The organism is Butyrivibrio sp. INlla18 (genome assembly GCF_900103635.1).
Classification (GTDB): domain Bacteria; phylum Bacillota; class Clostridia; order Lachnospirales; family Lachnospiraceae; genus Butyrivibrio.
In genome coordinates this window covers 22268-41425 of sequence record NZ_FMXK01000017.1, presented here as the reverse complement: position 1 = coordinate 41425, position 19158 = coordinate 22268, and the positions used below count along the sequence as shown (strand labels likewise).

At 36.1% G+C, this 19158-nt stretch carries 21 protein-coding genes; 18 read left to right on the top strand and 3 right to left on the bottom strand.

Features of this window, described 5'->3' with window-relative positions:
- Positions 1 to 37: 37 nt before the first annotated feature.
- From BLS24_RS12340 to BLS24_RS12325, 4 genes are all read left to right on the top strand, one after another.
- Positions 38 to 1153 (top strand): acyltransferase family protein, encoded by a 1116-nt coding sequence (locus BLS24_RS12340; RefSeq protein ID WP_091759615.1) that lies wholly within the window; start codon positions 38 to 40, stop codon positions 1151 to 1153.
- A gap of 208 nt (positions 1154 to 1361) precedes the next feature.
- Positions 1362 to 1751: a type II toxin-antitoxin system RelE/ParE family toxin gene (locus BLS24_RS12335; RefSeq protein WP_091759611.1), complete on the top strand. Its 390-nt coding sequence runs from the start codon at positions 1362 to 1364 to the stop codon at positions 1749 to 1751.
- 35 nt (positions 1752 to 1786) lie between these two features.
- On the top strand, positions 1787 to 2194 hold the full coding sequence (locus BLS24_RS12330) for a helix-turn-helix domain-containing protein (protein ID WP_091759608.1): 408 nt from the start codon (positions 1787 to 1789) through the stop codon (positions 2192 to 2194).
- Position 2195: 1 nt separating this feature from the next.
- Positions 2196 to 2645 (top strand): hypothetical protein, encoded by a 450-nt coding sequence (locus BLS24_RS12325; RefSeq protein WP_091759606.1) that lies wholly within the window; start codon positions 2196 to 2198, stop codon positions 2643 to 2645.
- A gap of 65 nt (positions 2646 to 2710) precedes the next feature.
- On the opposite strand, the gene BLS24_RS12320 is transcribed toward BLS24_RS12325, so the two are convergent.
- Both BLS24_RS12320 and BLS24_RS15450 read right to left on the bottom strand, forming a co-directional pair.
- On the bottom strand, positions 2711 to 3490 hold the full coding sequence (locus BLS24_RS12320; RefSeq protein WP_242872294.1) for an IS3 family transposase: 780 nt from the start codon (positions 3488 to 3490) through the stop codon (positions 2711 to 2713).
- Positions 3487 to 3918: a transposase gene (locus BLS24_RS15450; protein WP_242872293.1), complete on the bottom strand. Its 432-nt coding sequence runs from the start codon at positions 3916 to 3918 to the stop codon at positions 3487 to 3489. The genes BLS24_RS12320 and BLS24_RS15450 overlap by 4 nt, the downstream gene beginning before the upstream one ends.
- A gap of 166 nt (positions 3919 to 4084) precedes the next feature.
- On the opposite strand from BLS24_RS15450, the gene BLS24_RS12310 reads away from it, so the two are divergent.
- The 4 genes from BLS24_RS12310 to BLS24_RS12295 are packed head-to-tail and all read left to right on the top strand — an operon-like array spanning position 4085 to position 7818.
- Positions 4085 to 5155 (top strand): HNH endonuclease, encoded by a 1071-nt coding sequence (locus BLS24_RS12310; protein WP_091759601.1) that lies wholly within the window; start codon positions 4085 to 4087, stop codon positions 5153 to 5155.
- Positions 5156 to 5163: 8 nt separating this feature from the next.
- Positions 5164 to 6396 carry a hypothetical protein gene (locus BLS24_RS12305; RefSeq protein ID WP_091759598.1) on the top strand — a complete coding sequence of 411 codons (1233 nt, stop codon included), beginning with the start codon at positions 5164 to 5166 and terminating at the stop codon, positions 6394 to 6396.
- Between the two features lie 50 nt (positions 6397 to 6446).
- The gene (locus BLS24_RS12300) at positions 6447 to 7268 is read left to right on the top strand and encodes an SMODS domain-containing nucleotidyltransferase (RefSeq protein WP_091759596.1); all 822 of its coding nucleotides are present in this window, start codon (positions 6447 to 6449) and stop codon (positions 7266 to 7268) included.
- A 4-nt stretch (positions 7269 to 7272) separates the two neighbouring features.
- The gene (locus BLS24_RS12295) at positions 7273 to 7818 is read left to right on the top strand and encodes an SLATT domain-containing protein (protein WP_091759593.1); all 546 of its coding nucleotides are present in this window, start codon (positions 7273 to 7275) and stop codon (positions 7816 to 7818) included.
- Positions 7819 to 7924: 106 nt separating this feature from the next.
- Here the strand turns inward: BLS24_RS12295 and BLS24_RS12290 are convergent, their stop codons facing one another.
- The gene (locus BLS24_RS12290) at positions 7925 to 8233 is read right to left on the bottom strand and encodes a transposase (protein WP_091759590.1); all 309 of its coding nucleotides are present in this window, start codon (positions 8231 to 8233) and stop codon (positions 7925 to 7927) included.
- A 563-nt stretch (positions 8234 to 8796) separates the two neighbouring features.
- Here BLS24_RS12290 and BLS24_RS12285 point away from each other — a divergent pair.
- The 10 genes from BLS24_RS12285 (at position 8797) to BLS24_RS12240 (ending at position 19100) form a co-directional block, all read left to right on the top strand.
- Entirely contained in the window at positions 8797 to 9444 is a 648-nt protein-coding gene (locus BLS24_RS12285) for a hypothetical protein (RefSeq protein ID WP_091759586.1), read from the top strand.
- A 493-nt stretch (positions 9445 to 9937) separates the two neighbouring features.
- Complete coding sequence (locus tag BLS24_RS12280) at positions 9938 to 10519, top strand: GNAT family N-acetyltransferase (RefSeq protein ID WP_091759583.1); 582 nt, start codon at positions 9938 to 9940, stop codon at positions 10517 to 10519.
- Positions 10519 to 11658 (top strand): glycosyltransferase, encoded by a 1140-nt coding sequence (locus BLS24_RS12275; protein ID WP_091759580.1) that lies wholly within the window; start codon positions 10519 to 10521, stop codon positions 11656 to 11658. The genes BLS24_RS12280 and BLS24_RS12275 overlap by 1 nt, the downstream gene beginning before the upstream one ends.
- Positions 11659 to 11676: 18 nt before the next feature.
- A complete protein-coding gene (locus tag BLS24_RS12270; RefSeq protein WP_091759577.1) occupies positions 11677 to 12426 on the top strand; it encodes a glycosyltransferase family 2 protein in 750 nt (249 codons plus the stop codon).
- A gap of 37 nt (positions 12427 to 12463) precedes the next feature.
- Positions 12464 to 13714, top strand: a complete 1251-nt coding sequence (locus tag BLS24_RS12265) for a hypothetical protein (RefSeq protein ID WP_091759573.1) — start codon at positions 12464 to 12466, stop codon at positions 13712 to 13714.
- A gap of 403 nt (positions 13715 to 14117) precedes the next feature.
- Positions 14118 to 14390: a hypothetical protein gene (locus BLS24_RS12260; RefSeq protein ID WP_091759570.1), complete on the top strand. Its 273-nt coding sequence runs from the start codon at positions 14118 to 14120 to the stop codon at positions 14388 to 14390.
- 132 nt (positions 14391 to 14522) lie between these two features.
- Positions 14523 to 15110 carry an ImmA/IrrE family metallo-endopeptidase gene (locus BLS24_RS12255; protein ID WP_091759566.1) on the top strand — a complete coding sequence of 196 codons (588 nt, stop codon included), beginning with the start codon at positions 14523 to 14525 and terminating at the stop codon, positions 15108 to 15110.
- Positions 15100 to 15633, top strand: coding sequence for a hypothetical protein (locus BLS24_RS12250; RefSeq protein WP_091759563.1), 534 nt, complete (start codon positions 15100 to 15102; stop codon positions 15631 to 15633). Before BLS24_RS12255 ends, BLS24_RS12250 begins: the two co-directional genes overlap by 11 nt.
- A gap of 331 nt (positions 15634 to 15964) precedes the next feature.
- On the top strand, positions 15965 to 16726 hold the full coding sequence (locus tag BLS24_RS12245) for a hypothetical protein (protein WP_091759559.1): 762 nt from the start codon (positions 15965 to 15967) through the stop codon (positions 16724 to 16726).
- 451 nt (positions 16727 to 17177) lie between these two features.
- Positions 17178 to 19100 carry an ATP-binding protein gene (locus tag BLS24_RS12240; RefSeq protein WP_091759556.1) on the top strand — a complete coding sequence of 641 codons (1923 nt, stop codon included), beginning with the start codon at positions 17178 to 17180 and terminating at the stop codon, positions 19098 to 19100.
- The last annotated feature ends 58 nt before the right edge of the window (positions 19101 to 19158 follow it).

Genomic DNA, 19158 nt, shown 5'->3' with positions numbered 1-19158 from the left:
TCACCCCACCATCAACAAACACTTATAGGACAAAACCATGACCCATAAATACTTCAAATCCCTTCAAATACTAAGAGCCCTTGCGTTCTTATCCATATTCTTCTTCCACGTGACAGTACTGGACGATACCTTCTCCAGATGGAGCATCACAGTATTCCTCATGCTCAGTGGCTTCCTGAACGCTCTTCACGGATATGAAAAAGATATAAAGGCAGACGTACGTAGCTCCTGGGAATATGCCACAAGAAAAATAAAAAAGCTCTATCCCCTGCACCTTGTGATGCTGGTAGTAGCCCTTGGACTCTATATGTACAGCTTCAGAGCAGAGCTAATGCAAAACTTCAAGTTCAGAATCGTGACAGAGAGCCTTAAGATATTATCAAACATCCTTCTGGTATCTGACTGGGGCCCAAAGAGCGGCTGGTGGTATAACGTATTTAGCGAATACAATATAGTTACGTGGTATCTGTCACTGAGCCTTCTGCTCTTTATCCTAACGCCATTAATCCTGGGCATAATGCATAGGCTATATGACAACAAGAGAAGTAACAACTTTTGGAGCAGACCTCTTATAGTTTCGATTGCTATATACCTGGTGACTATAGTCATTAATCTAACCTTGGTAAAAGAGCTTGGACCATCAGGAGCTTTCCTCTATACCTATGAATCTCCCATATCCAGAATAGGCGACTATCTAATAGCTCTACAATTAGGATACATATACTTGCACTCGCAGCAGGAAAAAGACATTAAGGAAAACAGTAAGCTTGCAGCCACAGCAGTAGTTTTGTCCATATTGTTGTCCTGCGCACTAATTTACCTTGGTACTTCTGTTTTATCAGAAAACAGTAAATGGGTCGTTTCAACAGGATTCTATTTCACTATTCCTACAGCAATACTTATCTATTACCTTGCAAAGACTGAAGATAAGATCAGTAAACGCCTTGATTCAGGTAAAGCTATAAAGGCGGTTACAGAAAAGGTACTATACCTGGGAACAATTTCCCAATATGCATTCCTGATTCACGTTTCCGTGATCAATCTCGTCCATGGAGTGTATAGTAAGGTTGGAGATGTGAATATTTGGGTGTGGAGTGTCGTGGCGTTTGGGATTACGATTAGTTCTGCATGTTTGGTACAAGAGAAAAAATAAAAGTAATCATATCAATATGACTTAGTTAAGCGATGCGGATGCATCGCTTTTATTATCAAATAGAATAATTTTGAAAGCTTTTTAGAAAACAGAAAACTGATTATATTAGCTACTAATAAGCATCAAGGGAAAAAGAAATATAATTGAAAATATTACTTATATGTAATATTATTATAATACACTATTGTGTAGAGAGGAGGTTGTATGGTTGGAGCTAGAATGCATAGAAATTGAAGGCTGTGAAGAAATCTATATGATTTCAAGTGTGAAAAAGGAGTTTTCAAAAGCTGTTAGTGAAAATTGGAAAGATAATCCGCCTTGGCAAAGATATCAGAAAAAGTTGATAGGTGACTTGGTTGTACTTCAAGCTGATAAAGAGAAAGCAATAGAATTAGCAAGCTTTCAAAAAGTAGATGGCGAAGATAATTTATATAGCATAAGACATCCTGAGGGTAAGAAAAATGTTAGGGTTCTATATTCAATAACTGATGACCGAGAGATTGTTCTATTAACAGCTTTTTTGGAGAACAACACTAATGATTATAAATTGGCAATTAGAAGGGCAAAAGTAAGAATGAAGTGGCTATATAGCGACTGACAGACACTTGCTATATATCTGAAGAGGGAATAAGAATGGGAATACAAGAAAAAATTAAAAACGCAAAAAAAAGTAACTGGTTAACAAAAGGATTATCTGATGTAGAGATAAAGAGCATTACTGAATTAGCATTGATCTCATCTACAATTGAGAGAAGAAGGATTGAAATGGGAATGACGCAGGTTGAGTTTGCTGAGTATATGGGTGTTACTCAAGGAATGGTGTCTAAATGGGAAAGCAGAGAGTACAATTTCACGATAAAAACACTGAATGAAATATGTTGCAAGCTTGATTTGGAGTTCAAGCCATACTTGAATAGGAAGATTACTAGAGAGAGTTTTTCTGTTATGCATATGAACACAAAAAACAATTATGTTCCAAGCAGAGAAAAACTAGAATGGGCTAGTAAAATGAAATCAAATAAGGAAGGAGCAATTGCTTGACATGAAGCTTAATAATGTTGCTAAGGGCATTAACCTAATTGGTACATCGGTTACTGAGCTTAAAGTTGATAATAACCTTATTGATTTAGGAACAGATGCAAAGAAGTCTTTTGGGTTATCTGTACATAAACCCAAAAAAGAAGTTGTTGGTAATAGTTTTTTTTATACGGTGAGAATTACCATTGATGTACAAATTGAAAAAGATGATAATGTTGAAACAAAGATAAAAATGGATTTAGAAGGAGCTTTTGAACCAGAAGCGGATATACATGAAAAGGATTTTGAAACGCTTGTTGCTATTAATGGAGTTGCGGCATTGATTGGTATTGCAAGAGGAAAGATTGAAGCTATAAGTGCGACTTTATTTAATACAGGTAAGATATCAATTCCATTTGTCAATGTCATTGAATATTATGATGAAATTAAGAATGCAAAGAAAAAAAATATGTGATTTGTGTACCTTTTTATGGTCCTATGTCAATAAAAAGTACAAATTAAAATGAGAGGTTTACCTGCTTATGCAGCAGGTGTAACCATAACCCTCTCATATAGTTCTTCAAATTCGTTAGGAGACATATAGTCATAGTGGCTGTGAATCCTAACGGTGTTATAAAAGGTTTCGATATACTCGAATACAAGCCTATATGCGTGCTTGTAGTTGATAATAGAAAAGCGGTTAAGCCCCTTCCTTTTAATCAAGGAATGGAAGGATTCTATGCAGGCATTATCGTATGGATAACCGCTATGGGAATAGGAATAGCTACGCTGCATCTTTTCAGTAGCCTCACGCCATGCGCTTGAAACGTATTGGCTTCCGCAATCTGAATGGATTATCAAAGGCAGATCTGTGTTGCGGCAGGCTTTTGCCTTATTTATGGTTTCAATTACTGTAGATACCTCCATGGTATCTGCAAGGGTCCAGGCAATGATTTTCCTGGCAAATAAGTCCATGACGCAGTTGAGATATACAAAGCCGTCCTGAGTCCATATATATGTGATATCAGTACACCAGACTGCGTTAGGACGCTCTGGATTAAACTGTTCATCAAGAATATTGTGAAGTTCATTGCTAAAATCAGAATCTCTGGTTGTGGTAGTCCAAGGTTTGATCCATTGAGCTTTAATCCCCATTTCGCGCATGTATTTGCCTACTGTGCGTTCTGAAATGGTCTCACCGGATTTGCGTAGTTCCTGAGTTATTTTAGTTGCTCCGTAGTTCTGTTTAGAATCATCATAGATTTGCTGGATTTCCTTTTTACAGTTTCTTTTTGCTGTTTTGAAGGAGAGACTTTTCAATTGAGGAAAGCTTTATATCCAGAGCGAGACACGACAAGAAATTTCAGCATTCCAGAGATAGAGACGCGACGTTTTGTAACTTTAGATGCCTCTACATTAGCAGTAACCTCGGTATGTATGGCTTCTGCTAGTTGTTTCCTAGAATGCTGATGGCTTTTTTTTAACACATCAAGTGCATCCTGAGCATCACGTAATTCACGTTTAAGACGAGCTATTTCCTTTGCTTCGTCAGATGAGTAGTTACCTGATTCTCTAGTAGGGATATCACCATCATTATCTTTGAACTGGGCTTCCCACCTTGCTAAGGTGCTGGTACCTATTCCGAGATTCTTGGCACATTCAACCTGTGTGAGATCAAGATGTTCCTTGCGATAGTTGACAGCATCCAACTTGAACTGCTTTGTGTGTTGTTTGTTTTTTCTTGACATAATGAGTTCCTCCTCTTGTATTATATGCTATCTAAGGGATTAACTCATTTTAAAATGTACGAATTAGATGCTAACACTAGTAGTATTTTCTTACCAATATCATAGTATTGCTAAGAAATTATTGCAGGTGCGGTGCAAGATTTATAAATAACACGAGGTGGTCCGAATGATTTATATACCTAGAACTACAAAGTGGCTAAAAAGAGAGTCCGGTCTAATAACGCCAATGACGAAGATAGAAGAGCAAGCAGATTTTTATCTTCAGAATTATGATGTTATTTCGAAATATGTATGTAATCATACTGGAGGTCATAAAGAGTTTTTGGATAAGGCTGTCACAAAGCCATATAGGTGTAGGTTTTGTGGAAAATCTGAACCAGAAGTCAAATTTACAGATGATGCACATGCAATATCAGAGTTAATAGGAAACAAATCATTATTCTTGAAATCAGAATGCGAAGCGTGTAACAAAAAATTCGGAAGGATATATGAAGATCAGTTTGCGAAGTATCTAGGACCTGGTCGAACAGTTACGCAGACAAAAGGGAAAAATGGAATCCCGTCATACAAAACGGTGGATGGCAAATTCCGTATGGATGTTACGGACAAAGGTTTTGTGATACAGGAAGTAGCAGGTAATGGTCGTCTTGATTTTTCAAATGGGGAGATACAGCTACAGTTGGTTAAGGATACATATATTCCGCTGAATGCATTTAAGGCACTGGTTTTCATGGCATTATCAGTCATTCCTGAAAATGAAGTTTCAGCCTTTGATGAAACAATAAGATGGCTGAATGGAGAAGAGATATGTTTTAATATGAAAATCTATTCACAATATGTTATGGAAAGGTTTATTGCTGGAGCAAAACCATTGCCTTTGAGTGCTGTTGTATTGAGAAGAAAGTATGGCAAAGAAGTGCCATACAGCATCTTTTCATTAGAATTTGATAATTATGGTTTCCAGATTGTTGTGCCATGTCCCAAGGAGGATTATAGGCTTGATGGAAAGACAATTACTATACATGCTTTACCATCAATGATTGATATTGATGAAGAATTAAAGAATCGAAAACAGAGTTTCGCTATTAGAGATTGGAGCAGTAACAAGCCTTTGAGGGGCGAGTCGTTTGAGATGAATCTACATTACGAGTATCGAGAGGAGATTACCGGAAAGTATTCAGATGTTGCAGATATGGCAAAGCAAGAAGGCGTAAAGCCGTTGAAACCGAAGGGGTGAATGAGAGAATGGATAATGGAATTATTAAACTTCCATACGAAATAGATTCTGATTCAGAATACAAAAAGGCATTTGTCAAATGCATGGATAAGTATATGAGCTGGGCTGTTAACTTCTTAGAAAGGAATGAAGGCTTTACAAAGTATCTCTCAGAGGATGAGAAGGATGGTATTATTAAGGCAATAGTAACAGATGGCGGCATTATTAAGAACTGCATTAAGCTGTATTGTTCTGGAGATATAGTTTCGGCTTCTCTTAGGATTAAGAGACTTCTTGCCAGAATTATAGAAGAAGATAAGGGAACGGGATTTATAAAGTCAGATTTAGACAAGAATTATTGCTCTAGGATGTCAGCTAATTATCCATTTTTATATGGAGAAGAGAATAAGAGGTATATTGAGCGATTACTTGAGCATGATCTGACTTTCTTTAGAGCAAGAACCGATTACTTTCTTGATTATAAGGAAATGTATCATATTCCACTTGATAAACGGGATCTTGTAGGCACAGAAAGGTTTAGTGTTCCAGGAATACCTTGTTTTTATATGGGCTCATCAATATATGATATATGGCTAGAAATGGGACGGCCTGCATATAGTGATTTTAATGTGTCTGCAATCAAGCTGACAGAAAGTGGTAAAAAGCTACAAATCCTTAATCTTACAGCAAATCCATACCTATTGTTTGGGGTAAATAACATTTCTGGAAATGAGGATGAGATAGAGAACAATGTATCACTTGTAAGAGCGTTATTAAGGATTTATCCTTTGGTAATAGCTACGTCTATAAGAAACAAGTCACCAAGAGGGAAATTCCGTTCAGACTACATCATATCTCATCTTATTATGATGAGTATCAAGGATCTTGGGATAGATGGGGTAGCTTATTTATCGAAGAGGATTGAAAACCATGGTGAAGATTATGCTATGCCACAGTTAGTAAACATTGCGCTTCCGGCATTTGAGGAATCTAAGATTAACAAGAAGTATGGCACCATATGCGAAAAAATAGAGATTACAAGAGCAGCTAATTATGAGGAATTTCTTAGTTTAGAATTGGGAGCTGGAGAGAGAAATGATAAGGCGAGCTATTTTGCGAAAACATTTGTTGAACCTGGATATCATAATATAGCGAATGGAATAGTAGTATCAGGAAGATATGTTGATTATCATGATACAGGATTTTATCGATTTGAGAATCATGTTTGCTCGATGAAGTTTCATGAACTGACAAACTCATAAATTGATAGGATAATCCAATGCAGACATAATTATTGGGGGGACAAGATAAAATGAGTTCACATGTAATACAAGGTAATCATCCAAATGATAAGGATACAAGGACTCTGATATCAAAGCGATATAAGAGAATAACAAAGGCTGTGAATGAAGAGTTTTGGGATAGTAGTTCTGAGACTGCTCATAGTAGATATGTTGGATCTTATGGTAGAGGGACTGCAATAAACACCAGCGATTTAGATGTTCTGATTGAGCTCCCTAGAGAGGAGTATGATCATTTTGCATCTCTTTACGGAAATGGACAATCAAGACTTCTTCAAGCAGTGAAAGATGCTATTCTCGATACTTATCCGAATACGGATATTAAAGGCGATGGTCAGGTTGTGGTGGTTAATTTCAGCGATGATATGAAGTTTGAAATATTGCCAGCATTTCAAAACCTGAACATTTTGGGAGCATGGGATGGAACATACAAATATCCAGATACCCATATGGGAGGAAATTGGATGACTACAAATCCTAAAGCTGAACAAGATGCTATAGACGAAAAGGATGACTATGATCATGCTAATGGACTACTTACGGATACTTGTAAGCATATTAGGTATATAAAATCAGAATATTATTCGAGCTACCATCTTTCAGGTATTCTTATTGACTCATTTGTATATGATGCTATAGGTTGGTGGCATTGGCTGAGAAACGACGAGGAAAAGAGCAATGGCTATGGGAAGTATTACGAAGAAACTCTGCTAGATCTTTATAATAGTGTTTCATCTTACTATGTGCCAACATTGTATGCTCCAGGAAGCGGCATGAAAGTATCATGTGATGATTGGGATGTTCTCGGAAAAATACTAAAAAGGATGGTATAGTTTTATGAGTGGAGATAATGATTCCTTGAAATTGAAAGATCAAATTATTGAAGCAGCAGGAAATGTCCAATATACTTATATGGCCCATTGGAATATTGTTAATAGGCTTAAGAAGAACTATTGGATTATCAAGGTTGCGCAGATTGTGCTTACTGCATTATCAGCAGGAGGGTTTCTTGCATCGTTTTTTTCAGGTATCACGAAATTGAGCTGGATTGGTGGATTGACATCAGCTGTGGCATTAGGAATTAATCTTTACATGCTGAATTTTAATTTACCTGACAATATTAAGCAGCATACTGATGCAGCTAATGACTTATGGGAAGTAAGAGAGCAATATAAGTCACTGATTGTTGATTTTGATTGCATTGATAATGCTGAAGCCAGAAGTAGAAGAGATGATCTTATTAGGACGGTTAGCAATATCAACAAGAAATATCCTGGAACAGATGCTAGGAGTTTTAAGGAAGCCCAGGATAACCTTGGAAATTATATATTTGCTAAAGGCGAAGCAGCGAATGTCATCAACATTGGGGACAAGGAAGGATAATGAATTATAGATTCTTGCTTTTTTTCTTTTAATTTATCCGGCCTGTATACCTACATTATCGTCCGAGTTAAAGTCTGGATTATCTGAAGATGCATCGGAGTTTTCATTATCTGAAGCCCCGATTGGCATTACCTCTGATGGCTTTTTTTAACACATCAAGTGCATCCTGAGCATCACGTAATTCACGTTTAAGATGAGCTATTTCCTTTGCTTCGTCAGATGAGTAGTTACCTGATCCTCTGGTAGGGATATCACCATCATTATCTTTGAACTGGGCTTCCCACCTTGCTAAGGTGCTGGTACCTATTCCGAGATTCTTGGCACATTCAACCTGTGTGAGATCAGGATGTTCCTTGCGATAGTTGACAGCATCCAACTTGAACTGCTTTGTGTGTTGTTTGTTTTTTCTTGACATAATGAGTCCCTCCTCTTGTATTATATGCTATCTAAGGGATTAACTCATTTTAAAATGTACTAATTAGATGCTAACACTATGATGAACTTAAGTACACAATTGAGGCTTTAATGAGAGTGCTTAATTATTGCGGGTATATCGCGGAGAAGAATGAGAGGGCGGCTGTATCTTCAACGCATGATACTACACATTGCGTTTATGGAACTGCTTGTGATGGTATAATTACTATGGATAAGAGATTTGCGAGGAAATGTCAGGCAGTCTACTACTAAATTGGAGTCACAACAAAAGTTCTTTATTGTGATAAGCCAGATTCTTTTTTGATAGACATACAAGCGTTGGGAAGTGGGCTTAGAAAGAATAGAGAGAAAAATAACGTATCTTCAGAACAGGAATGACATAGGATAATAAATATAATATAACCTATCCTCTATCAAAGCTAAGAAGATACAGGATGAATTTCCATGTTTTGATTCTGTTGTAAACGTCAAAGAAATAGTAATATAGTAACCGATATGATAATACAGTTTATATTGTGAGAGATTTATTTGGAGGAACTAAGGATGAAAAAATCTCATTATATGTTTATAGTTATCGCGGGGGTTTATTTTCTCGTAGCGATGACAAACCTTTTTGGCATATTAAATGTTGGGAACAATATATTTATGGCGCTATCTTTATCTGCATTGCTCTTATCTATTAGTGATTTTTTCTATAAATCATTGATGATATTGGAAAACGATAACATATTTCAGTGTGAGTTACAGGTAATGATTAAATTTTTGGAGCAGAAAGAGGCGGCTGATGTTGTTAGCCCACTTATTCTCATTGATAATTATATTGGAAACTTGAAGATGATAAAAGGGTATGATCCTAAGTATGTATTTGTTAATCCGGCAGAGTTTAGTAAGACAAAGCGATATAAATTTACTTATTTATTGGCAATTGCATTCTTTGTTTTGGGTATTATGGTTTTTATTTTCATACCATTTATAAATGTAGATCTCATCAATGAGAGAGAAGTGGCTTCTATTACATTATTTGCATTTGCTATTATGATGCTGTGCATGTATTTGGATGAAAAGAATATAGATATACAGACTACAAGTGCTGAAATTGTTGGCGTGAAATATCCTGAGGTACGAAGAGCTTTTTCAGATTTTGATTCGTATTGTTTTGAATGCTACCGATATAAGAAAGAAAAAGAGTGATGATAAAAACTATGGTTCTGAGAATCACTAGTCTGCTTTATCACAACACAAGGTGTATTCTGTAGAATTGTACTTTCAAATTATCAAGTAATAGGTATTGTATAGTAGATAATATAATGTATTGATCCTAAAGAAGTGTTTTAAATCTAGAGGATGCTGGTTTTACCAACAATTATGAGCTAGTGAATCGCTACAATAGCAAGTGATGTAGATTATGATTGGAAATAAACAGTATGATGAGTGGGAAATATATTTCTTTTAAATTGAAATAGAATATCAACGATGGCTGATTCTGACAGATGAGAATTAATAGTCGTCGCATTTGGTACGTTGTTTAGTGAATGATTAAATAAACAGCTTAGTGATTAGATGTGTACAGTTTGCTACAAACATTAGATAATAGTATAATTGAAGCGGCGCACTAGCGCCGCTTCATTCGTTATAACCACCCAAAAACACGAACAAAACCAACCAAAAGGATAAAATATATACCATGATAACCCTTCGTCCATTACAGCTCTCCGACGCTCCTCTCATGCTCGAGTGGATGCACGATCACGAGCTGGTAAAAGATTTGCATAAAGACTTCAGTTCCATGACAATCGAGAACTGTGATAACTTCATAAATAAAGCACAGGATGATAAGAACAACCTTCACTTAGCCATAGCGCTCCTCGAAGCCGATACAGTTAATTCAACCATTGCGGAAGCCGACATCCCTAACTTAGCCTCCGACGGCACCTACCTCGGCACTGCCAGCCTCAAAGACATCGACACCACCCTCGGAATAGCAGAGTTCGGCATCGTCATTCGTCGCTGTGCAACGGGCAAAGGCTACTCCATCGAAGCCATGAAACAGATCCTAAACAAAGGCTTCAAAGACCTTCACCTTCGCCAAATATACTGGTGCGTCGATTCCGAGAACAAACGCGCCCTCAGATTCTATGACAAGAACGGTTACAACCGCGTAAACCTCAAAGATTATTCCGTCCTCTACACCCACATCGTAGAGTCCGGCGACTACGAGCAAGACAAGATAGATAGCTATGTCTGGTACATAGCAGAGGAACAGTAATGGCAAACGATTACATACTAGAAGTCTCCTGGGGCTGCCCCTCCGAAAAGTGGCCCATAAACGGACTATTCCAATTTGACCAGGCCAAGGCCATCAGCGACTCCGGTAAAAGAGTCGTTTTCTTAGCTTTAGACCTTCGCTCAATCCGTAGATGCCGCAAATGGGGGCTCAATAAATTCAGCAAAAACGGCATAGACGTCTATGAGTATAACTTCCCATTAGGCGGTTTCAAACCATCAATCAAGTATGCAGTTCAGGACTATGCCTTCCGCCGCAGCATCAAGACTATAGTAAAAGAACTGGGGCATCCGTCCTGTGTTCACATCCATTGCTGTCAGCAAGCTATCTCCGTATCGGATTATTGCCTTGCCAACAACATTCCATACATAATTACAGAGCATATAACACCTTTGAACGAAGGTGAAGCAATAGAGCAAAGAAAAAAAGAAACCCTAGAGCATGCTAAACAGCTTATCTGTGTCAGCAACGCCTTAGCAAAAGATATGAAGAACACCTATGGTGTAGATTCAGTAGTAATCCCAAACATCGTAGACCTCACTGAATTCAAATACATTCCAAAGCAGAAAACAGACACCTTCAGATTTCTATCTGCCGCCAGCGTGAACTACGGCAAAGGATTCGATGTTCTCGTCAAGGCCTATGCCAAGTTCCTAGAGGATGCAAAAGATCTTTCAACGTCAGGATATAAAGATACGCACCTTACAATTATGGGCGATGGTCCTGAACTAAACAACATAAAAGAGCTTGCAAACTCTCTGGGGATATCCGATAAGATTACCTTTACCGGTTCATACATCAGATCTGATTTTGCAAAAGAGCTAGCAAAAAGCGATTGCTTCGTTCTTCCAAGTCGTTCAGAGACATTCGGAATTGTTTACATTGAAGCTCTTGCAACTGGGACTCCTGTAATTGCTACAAGATGTGGCGGACCAGAAGATTTTGTGAATGAAGAGAATGGTATGTTAGTGGATGTTGATGATGTAGATGGATTATCTGGAAAAATACAAAAGATGCTATCTACAGCGCATATATATGATTTAGAGAAGACATCCACTGAATGCATATCAAAATACTCATCTAGAAATGTAGCTGATCAAATAGTTACCAATTTGAAATAATAAATTAAAGGATTGCTAATGGATACATCAGTAAAAATCTCAATAATAACCCCAACATACAACAGTGCCAAGACTGTCCGTGACACCTTAAACTCCGTCCTGGCCCAGAACTACACAAACCTCGAGCACATCATCGTCGACGGCAAGTCCACTGATGACACACTCGCCATCGTAAATGAATACAAAGAAAAAGCTCCATACGAAGTCAGAATCGTATCCGAGAAAGATAATGGCATCTACGACGCTATGAACAAAGGCATAGGCCTTGCCACTGGCGAACTCGTCGGAATCATCAACTCTGATGACTGGTACGAGCCAGATGCCATCGAAAAGACCCTCAGGACATATCAGCACCAGAAGTACGAAATCGTCTATGGCATGATCAGAATCTATCAGGACGAAAAGATAAGTGAAATCCAGTTCTATAGCCACGAGTTCATGCTGCAGCACATGATCTGCCATCCTTCATGCTTCGTAACCAAAGCAACCTACGAAGATTTAGGAACTTTCGACCTCAAGTATCGCTCATCCTCAGATTATGATTGGATGTTAAAAAGATATTCCGAAGGCAAGACCACGTTCTCAACCAATTATGACATGATTGCCAACATGAGAGCTGGTGGCATGTCAGGATCCAACCTTGGCTACAGAGAGACGCTGAAACTTCAACTGGAATATCATCAGATTCCAAAATCATATTTCTGGTTCTATACAATAAAAAGCCATATTGGAGATATAGTGAGAAAAATTCACAGTGTGAGATTCTAATTCATAGGATGCATTTTGCAAATAAAAGGGGGAAATGATGGCTAGTTATTTGGAGGTAAAAAAGTATATTTTTCAGATATTGGGGGCGAATGATGAAGAACAAATAACTGAAGATTCGGATCTTTACATATCTGTAGGTTATACTAGTTACAATGATGAGGAAAGAAAGGTTATTCCTAATGAGCTACTTAAAAAAGCATATTTAAAAATGAAAAAACAAAAATGTGAGGGTATGCTATTATATTCAGATACAAGATTTGAGGTTGCTACTTGGGTAAAATGGCTTAGACCGGACAAGGAGGAAAATATCGATGATACAGTAAATGGGATTAAATACTCATTAGGAGTTGCTTCTCTCGAATATATTATGATGGTTTGTAATCAGATGTGCGATACCATGGGTGATAAAAAAGATGACCCTAGAGCAATGAGATTTATGCGGAGAGCAGCAATTTATCGAGGCGATGTTGAAGGGTATTTTTCTAGAGTTTTTGGTATAAGAACAATTACGATCAAATCTGAAAAAAGTAAAAAGCTAGAACAATTTAATCAGTATTGCAGTTCTTTTGAGTATCTTTATATGTATAAAACGCGTTATTCTATTATGAGGATAGGGGATGTTTCGGATTTGTTTGTGAGGCGTATAAGCGGTAGAAATAGGGTTCGAATGCTTGATGAACCGCCGCGAAGGACTGTGAATCAAGAGACAATGGAGTTTTATGCGATGGCGTTGGATGCTGATGATCCATTTACTGCGTATATATCGTTCTATCATGTTCTTGAATATTATTTTAGTGAGGTATATAAAAGAAAAATAATATCAGAAATGAAGGATAAACTTACTAATCCCAGCTTTTCATATAAGAATGAATCAAAACTATATGATTTAGCAAAGTGGATTGGCAAAAAAATGAAAAATGATGAGGAGAATGGACGCGGGAATGAACTGGAATCATTAAAATATGTTTTGGAAGAATATGTTCCGATATCAAGTCTTTTGATGGCATTAGATGAATGGGATGAAGGACTTAAGGAAAGGTATGCGTCTAAGAATGTTAGTTTTTCTGGTAATAGTAAGGATATAGTTGCGTGGAAGGATAATGATGGCGTATATACAAATTTGGCAAATCGAATATATAGCACCCGCAACGCATTGGTGCATTCAAAAAGTGAACTTCCTGAAAAGCAGTATAAACCTCGAAAACATCGGATGGAATTATTGCAGGAATTGCCTTTGATTCAAATAATAGCAGAGTTGATTATATTCAAGGATGGTGGTGCGCTTTAATGCTATTTTAGTGTATCTGTGGAAAACTGTTCTAACAAAAGATGCATATGGTACTTTAACTAACTAAAAACAGATAGAATGATACTCCAGAGCGGTATGGTAGAGTGTGATATAATTATTATAGTGAGATGGATCAAAATATTATTAAAAGGGGGATGATGCGCTAAGCATCTAATTGGGGATATGTTTTGCTCCATATAGGTTCAATATCACAGTATGCTTTTTTGATACATGTTCCAATAATAAACTTTATTCATGGAGTTTATTCAAGGCTTGGAAATGTGAATTTAGCTATTTGGAGTGTTATTTCTTTCATAATTACCATGGTTTTATCTGAACTAGTTTTTGTTAGAAAAAAATAATCTTGATAAATAATATCAGATTGAGTTTTGGATAGTTTAATATGCTATTTGTCTTGGATAATTTGGAAACGATAAATACTGAGGATATTAAAGGCTTTTTAGACAGATTTACTGAGTATGGAAAGGTTTTGATTGCATTAAGAGTAGGATTAGGTGAAATGGAACATCGTTATAAAATGGGAGGAATGAGTAAAAATGATGTTCTAGAATATATGAATTATATTAAGGTGGTAAAGGGCTTGGGGCTAAAAAAATTCGAAAGGTATATCAATAGGGGTGACAATGCAGAAAGCTGTACTTTTATGTGGGATTAAGGTGATACAAAATAATAGACTAATATGAATTGAAAATAAAAATGGTATAATATTTTTGCTTTTTATGATAAACTCGTTAGGTTATATGATATTATACAATTGTAGGTTGGTCTTTTTTGAGGTTAGAAAACAATGGGTAAACTGCAAGTTCCGGAATATGTTAAAGAAATACGAAAAAATATTAGAAATGATAGTTACATACCAGAGGCTGTAAAAATTATCTTAGCGCAGAATGGAATCGACAAATATCCTATCAATGTCTTTGATATAGCCAAAAAACTTAGCTTTGCCATAAAATACGCTTCTTTTCAAGATGACGCCATTTCTGGTATTTTGTGGGATGGGATAGAGCCGATTAGTGTTGAGGGTGAGCAGTATCAAAGAGTTATCTTTGTCAAAAAAGATGAAATTCCTCAGAGGCAAATGTTTACAGTCGCACATGAGATTGGACATTTTATGTTACATTGCAATGATGAATCTAATTTCTATGAAAGGTATATGACAAAAAATAGCAATGTTTCTAAAGAACAGAAAGAAATGGAAGATAAAGCAGATTTTTTTGCTGCCAATCTAATATTACCTGAAGATATTTTACACAGATATATATTAGTAAATAAACTGGAGAATATTGATGAAATAGTTAATAAAGTCTCTTCTGATTTTTTTGTAGAAAAAGAGACAATCGAGAGAAGGTTGGAAGAGATAGGATATGCCCAGTAAAGAAGAAAAAATAGATGTCGTAATTAGCAATAGTGTAGCTGCTTCGGATGTTCCTAATGACATTACGAGTGTGGTAGCTGATGATGGTGGATCATCAAACCCAGAAAAGCAAATATCAAAAGAATCAAGAGAGATAAAAAGCTTATTTGAAGAATCATACATGAAGATGGACGAAAAGTTCATTGAGTATTTGGATGTTTTTACTAACGCAATGAAAAAGAGTGAAGAGGCAAAGACATCGTTAAAAAAGCATTTCTTTTGGGTGATAATGGGTATATTGATGCTTATCGTTATTTCATTATGTTTTGTTTGTATAGTAGCTGTTATAAAAGGGGTGAATGATCCTAAAACTGTTGTTGCAATAGGTGGGATGCTTATTGAAAGCGCAGCGGCAATATGGGTTTTACCTAAAATTATAGCGAAATATTTGTTTAATAAAAAAGAAGAAAAACATAGAATGAAGATTATTCAGTCTATGCAGGATTATAATGATCATAAGAAAAAAGAAAAGCAAGAGTTGTAAAGTGCACTGATTTGGAATTACCAAAGAATATAAGAATTAGTTTGGGGTCTGGAGTTGTTTTCAGGCCTTTTTTATGCGTTTACAATAAATTCAGTGATGTATGCCCTATTTATCAAGAATAGTTCTAAAATGATTCAGCGGATAAGCGATGTACAAAAGTTCATAATGGATTTATATAATGTAGCGCGAGTATGTGATTTGTGAACATGCTGATGATAGTGTAAGACGTAAAATCGAGATATATGATAAAAATATGGCAGTTACTAGTAATATGTCGATGTGAATGGTATTTGTTGCAATGTTTAAAGCGTAAGGTTATTAGGAGGTGTTTATGGCATCTATAGCAAGAATGTGGAATCCATCAGGGAAACAAGTTAAAGCAACCGACGTATATAGCAAAATACCGTTTTACTGTAATAATGAAGGCTGTACTGCGAAAATGACAATAGTGTCAATGGGGGATGCTTCTGCACATTTTAGAAGTATAAGACGAGCTGATCATGCATATGCAGAATGCCTTCGTGAAGATGTTGTCTATAACAAAGATGCCTATGATGATGATAAGTTTTTATATAATGACTTCAAAGAACGTATAATGCGAGGAAATGATAATCCTCGAGAACATGGTCATATTGATGGAGGTGGGGGAGCTGTTGGAAGTGGTTCTAGAATTCCACCTATGACACTAAAAACAATATATGCGTCGTATATAGATGCTATGAGTAATCCAAGTGCTAGAATTGGAGATAGCTCATTTGGAGAATTTATGCGCTGCAAAGAAAATTACATGGATTTTGTTATGAATCCAGAGGGTTTTTATGTTGTTGAGACTACATGTTTTCATAAGGTGAAGGACGAATTAGCTTTTTTGCTTAATATACCTATGTATAAACCTGGTCAGAAATGTTATCACGTTAAAGTTAATTTTACGAATAAAAAAGATTTTTGGCATGTGCATAAACACTATAAGAGCTTGCGTCCAAAGTATCTTGGTATCATGTTAGTAGCTAATGAATGGAAGAAAGTGGATGGAAATCCAGATTATTTTGCTGAATGTACAATTACAAAAGCGTCCCAGCATGCGTATATTTAATGTCACCATAAATAAGGCTACGCATAAATATGGCATAATAAAATGAGTGCTATACGTTAGTAGTTTTGGCTAATTATATAAGGCTAACTACATAGATGAGGGTTAAATTATCTGTTATAGACTATATATTCAGAAGATGGCATAATATGCCATCTTTTTTGCTTTTATAAGCGCTAAATTTTCTAGGTGCTAGTGCGTTTTGTATCATTATTTCAATCATGTGACTTATTAGAAAACATCTTTTATCAAAGAAATGAATTTAGGCTATTAACTTAATTGAAAATCAATATATTTAAAAATGCTAAAGAGATATGCTTATTATAATTGAATGAAAGTGGTAGTTTGTAGGCTAGTACAGAATTCCATACAGAATCTCTTTGTGATAGAATAAATTGTGCTTTGAATACTATTTTTGGATAGACTTATATATAATCGATAAAAAAGGAAGAATATGGATAAGATACGCTTTGAAGATGATTATATTTTTAGAAATAATAGACTGATTACAAGTTCTCCAGACATTGCACTTACAGAATTAGTTGCTAATGCATGGGATGCAGGGGCTTTAAATGTGGAAATAAAGATTCCTGTTAGTGAGGATGATAAATATATTTGCGTTTCTGATGATGGGTGCGGAATGACTGATGATGAATTTTTGGAAAGATGGATGACGTTAAATTATAATCGTGAAAAGCATCAAGGTAAAAAAGTTATTTTTCCAGATATTAAGAATGCAGTAGTTGCTCCAAGAATAGCATTTGGAAGAAATGGCGTTGGAAGGCACGGGATGCTTTGCTTTTCTAACAAATATGAGGTTGAAACATGGAAAAATGGTGTTGGATGTAGATATTCTATTGCTGTAACATCTGGTAATATGCCATATAAAATTGTTTCAAAGGATAGTATAGAACGAAAAGGACATGGAACAGTTGTAAGTACGTATGTTGAAAGAAATCATCCTGATTTAGAAAATATTAGAGAAATATTATCTGCACGTTTTATTTATGATCCACAATTTGAAGTGAAAATTAACGGGAAAGTACTTGATTTAGCATCATGTGATGACGTTTGCGGGAAACTAACTGTTCAAACGACTGATGGCGTGGAACTTGATATAGCTATCATTGATTCGACAAAAACAGCGCATGTTTCTAGACAACATGGCGTGGCCTTTTGGATAAGTGGAAGACTTGTGGGGGGGCCATCTTGGACGTATGGCAAACATCAATTTATGGATGCAAGGTATAAGTTTGCGAAGCGGTATACAATTATAGTACAGTCATGCGATGAGAGAATAATAAATGATGTTTTGCCGGATTGGTCTGGATTTTATGATACGAACTTGATGGATAACGTATATTTTGAAGTGGGAAAAATAGTTGGAAAACTTGCAAATGAACTAATGACTGATGCAGTATTAGAACTAGAAAAAGAAATTATTGAGGAAAAAAGGGATACTTTAGAAAATTTGTCAGTTTCAGATAAGAGAGCTGTTTCTTTGTTTATGAACTCGATGACAATAAAGAATCCTATGATTTCAGCTGAAGTATTAAGTTTATCTGTTGATGCTTTATTACAAATACAACAAGCTCAGAGAGGAACAGAACTGTTAGAAAGGCTTAGCAACATGTCAACATTTGAATTGGATAATTTGACAGAATTGCTAAAAAATTGGGATATCAAAGATGTAATTTCAGTCATGGATGAAATAGATAAGAGAATTATAGTTCTAGAGGCAATAGAACGTATTTATGAAGATGATAAAACGGATGAATTGCATACATTACATCCTATGGTATTGAATGCAAAGTGGTTATTTGGGGCTGAGTTTGATTCGCCAATGTTTACTTCAAATAAAGCATTGGGTACAGTGATAAAAACTTTGTTTAATGAAGAGGAGTATGATGTTACTGCAGTAGCAAATCTTCACAAACGACCAGATATTGTCTGCCTTAATCGGTCAACTATTCGAGCTGTGTGCTCAGAAAGAATTGATACTGAGGCAGGAGGAATAATGAAACCAGATCAAATTCTCATTATTGAATTAAAGAGAGGCGGATTTGAAATTGGAACTAAAGAGGTTATTCAGGCAGAAGACTATGTTCATCAAATAAAAAAATCAGGTGTTTTACACAAGTCAGCATTAATACATGCATTTGTTGTTGGCTCAAGAATAGGCGATTTGGCATCACATAGAGAAAATGAAGATGGATTAATTGATGTTGTGACGTATGGCCAATTGGTTCAAACTGCAAAAATTAAGCTGTTTGGATTGAAAGACAAATTAGAGGAACACTACAATAATTATGACGATAAAAGTTTGGTAGAAAAAGCTTTGCAAAAGCCACGACAAATGAAAATAAGCGATTACTAGAATGTAGAAATTAAGTTGGAAATGTGATTACGGAAGTGATGATATTATTCTAAATCGT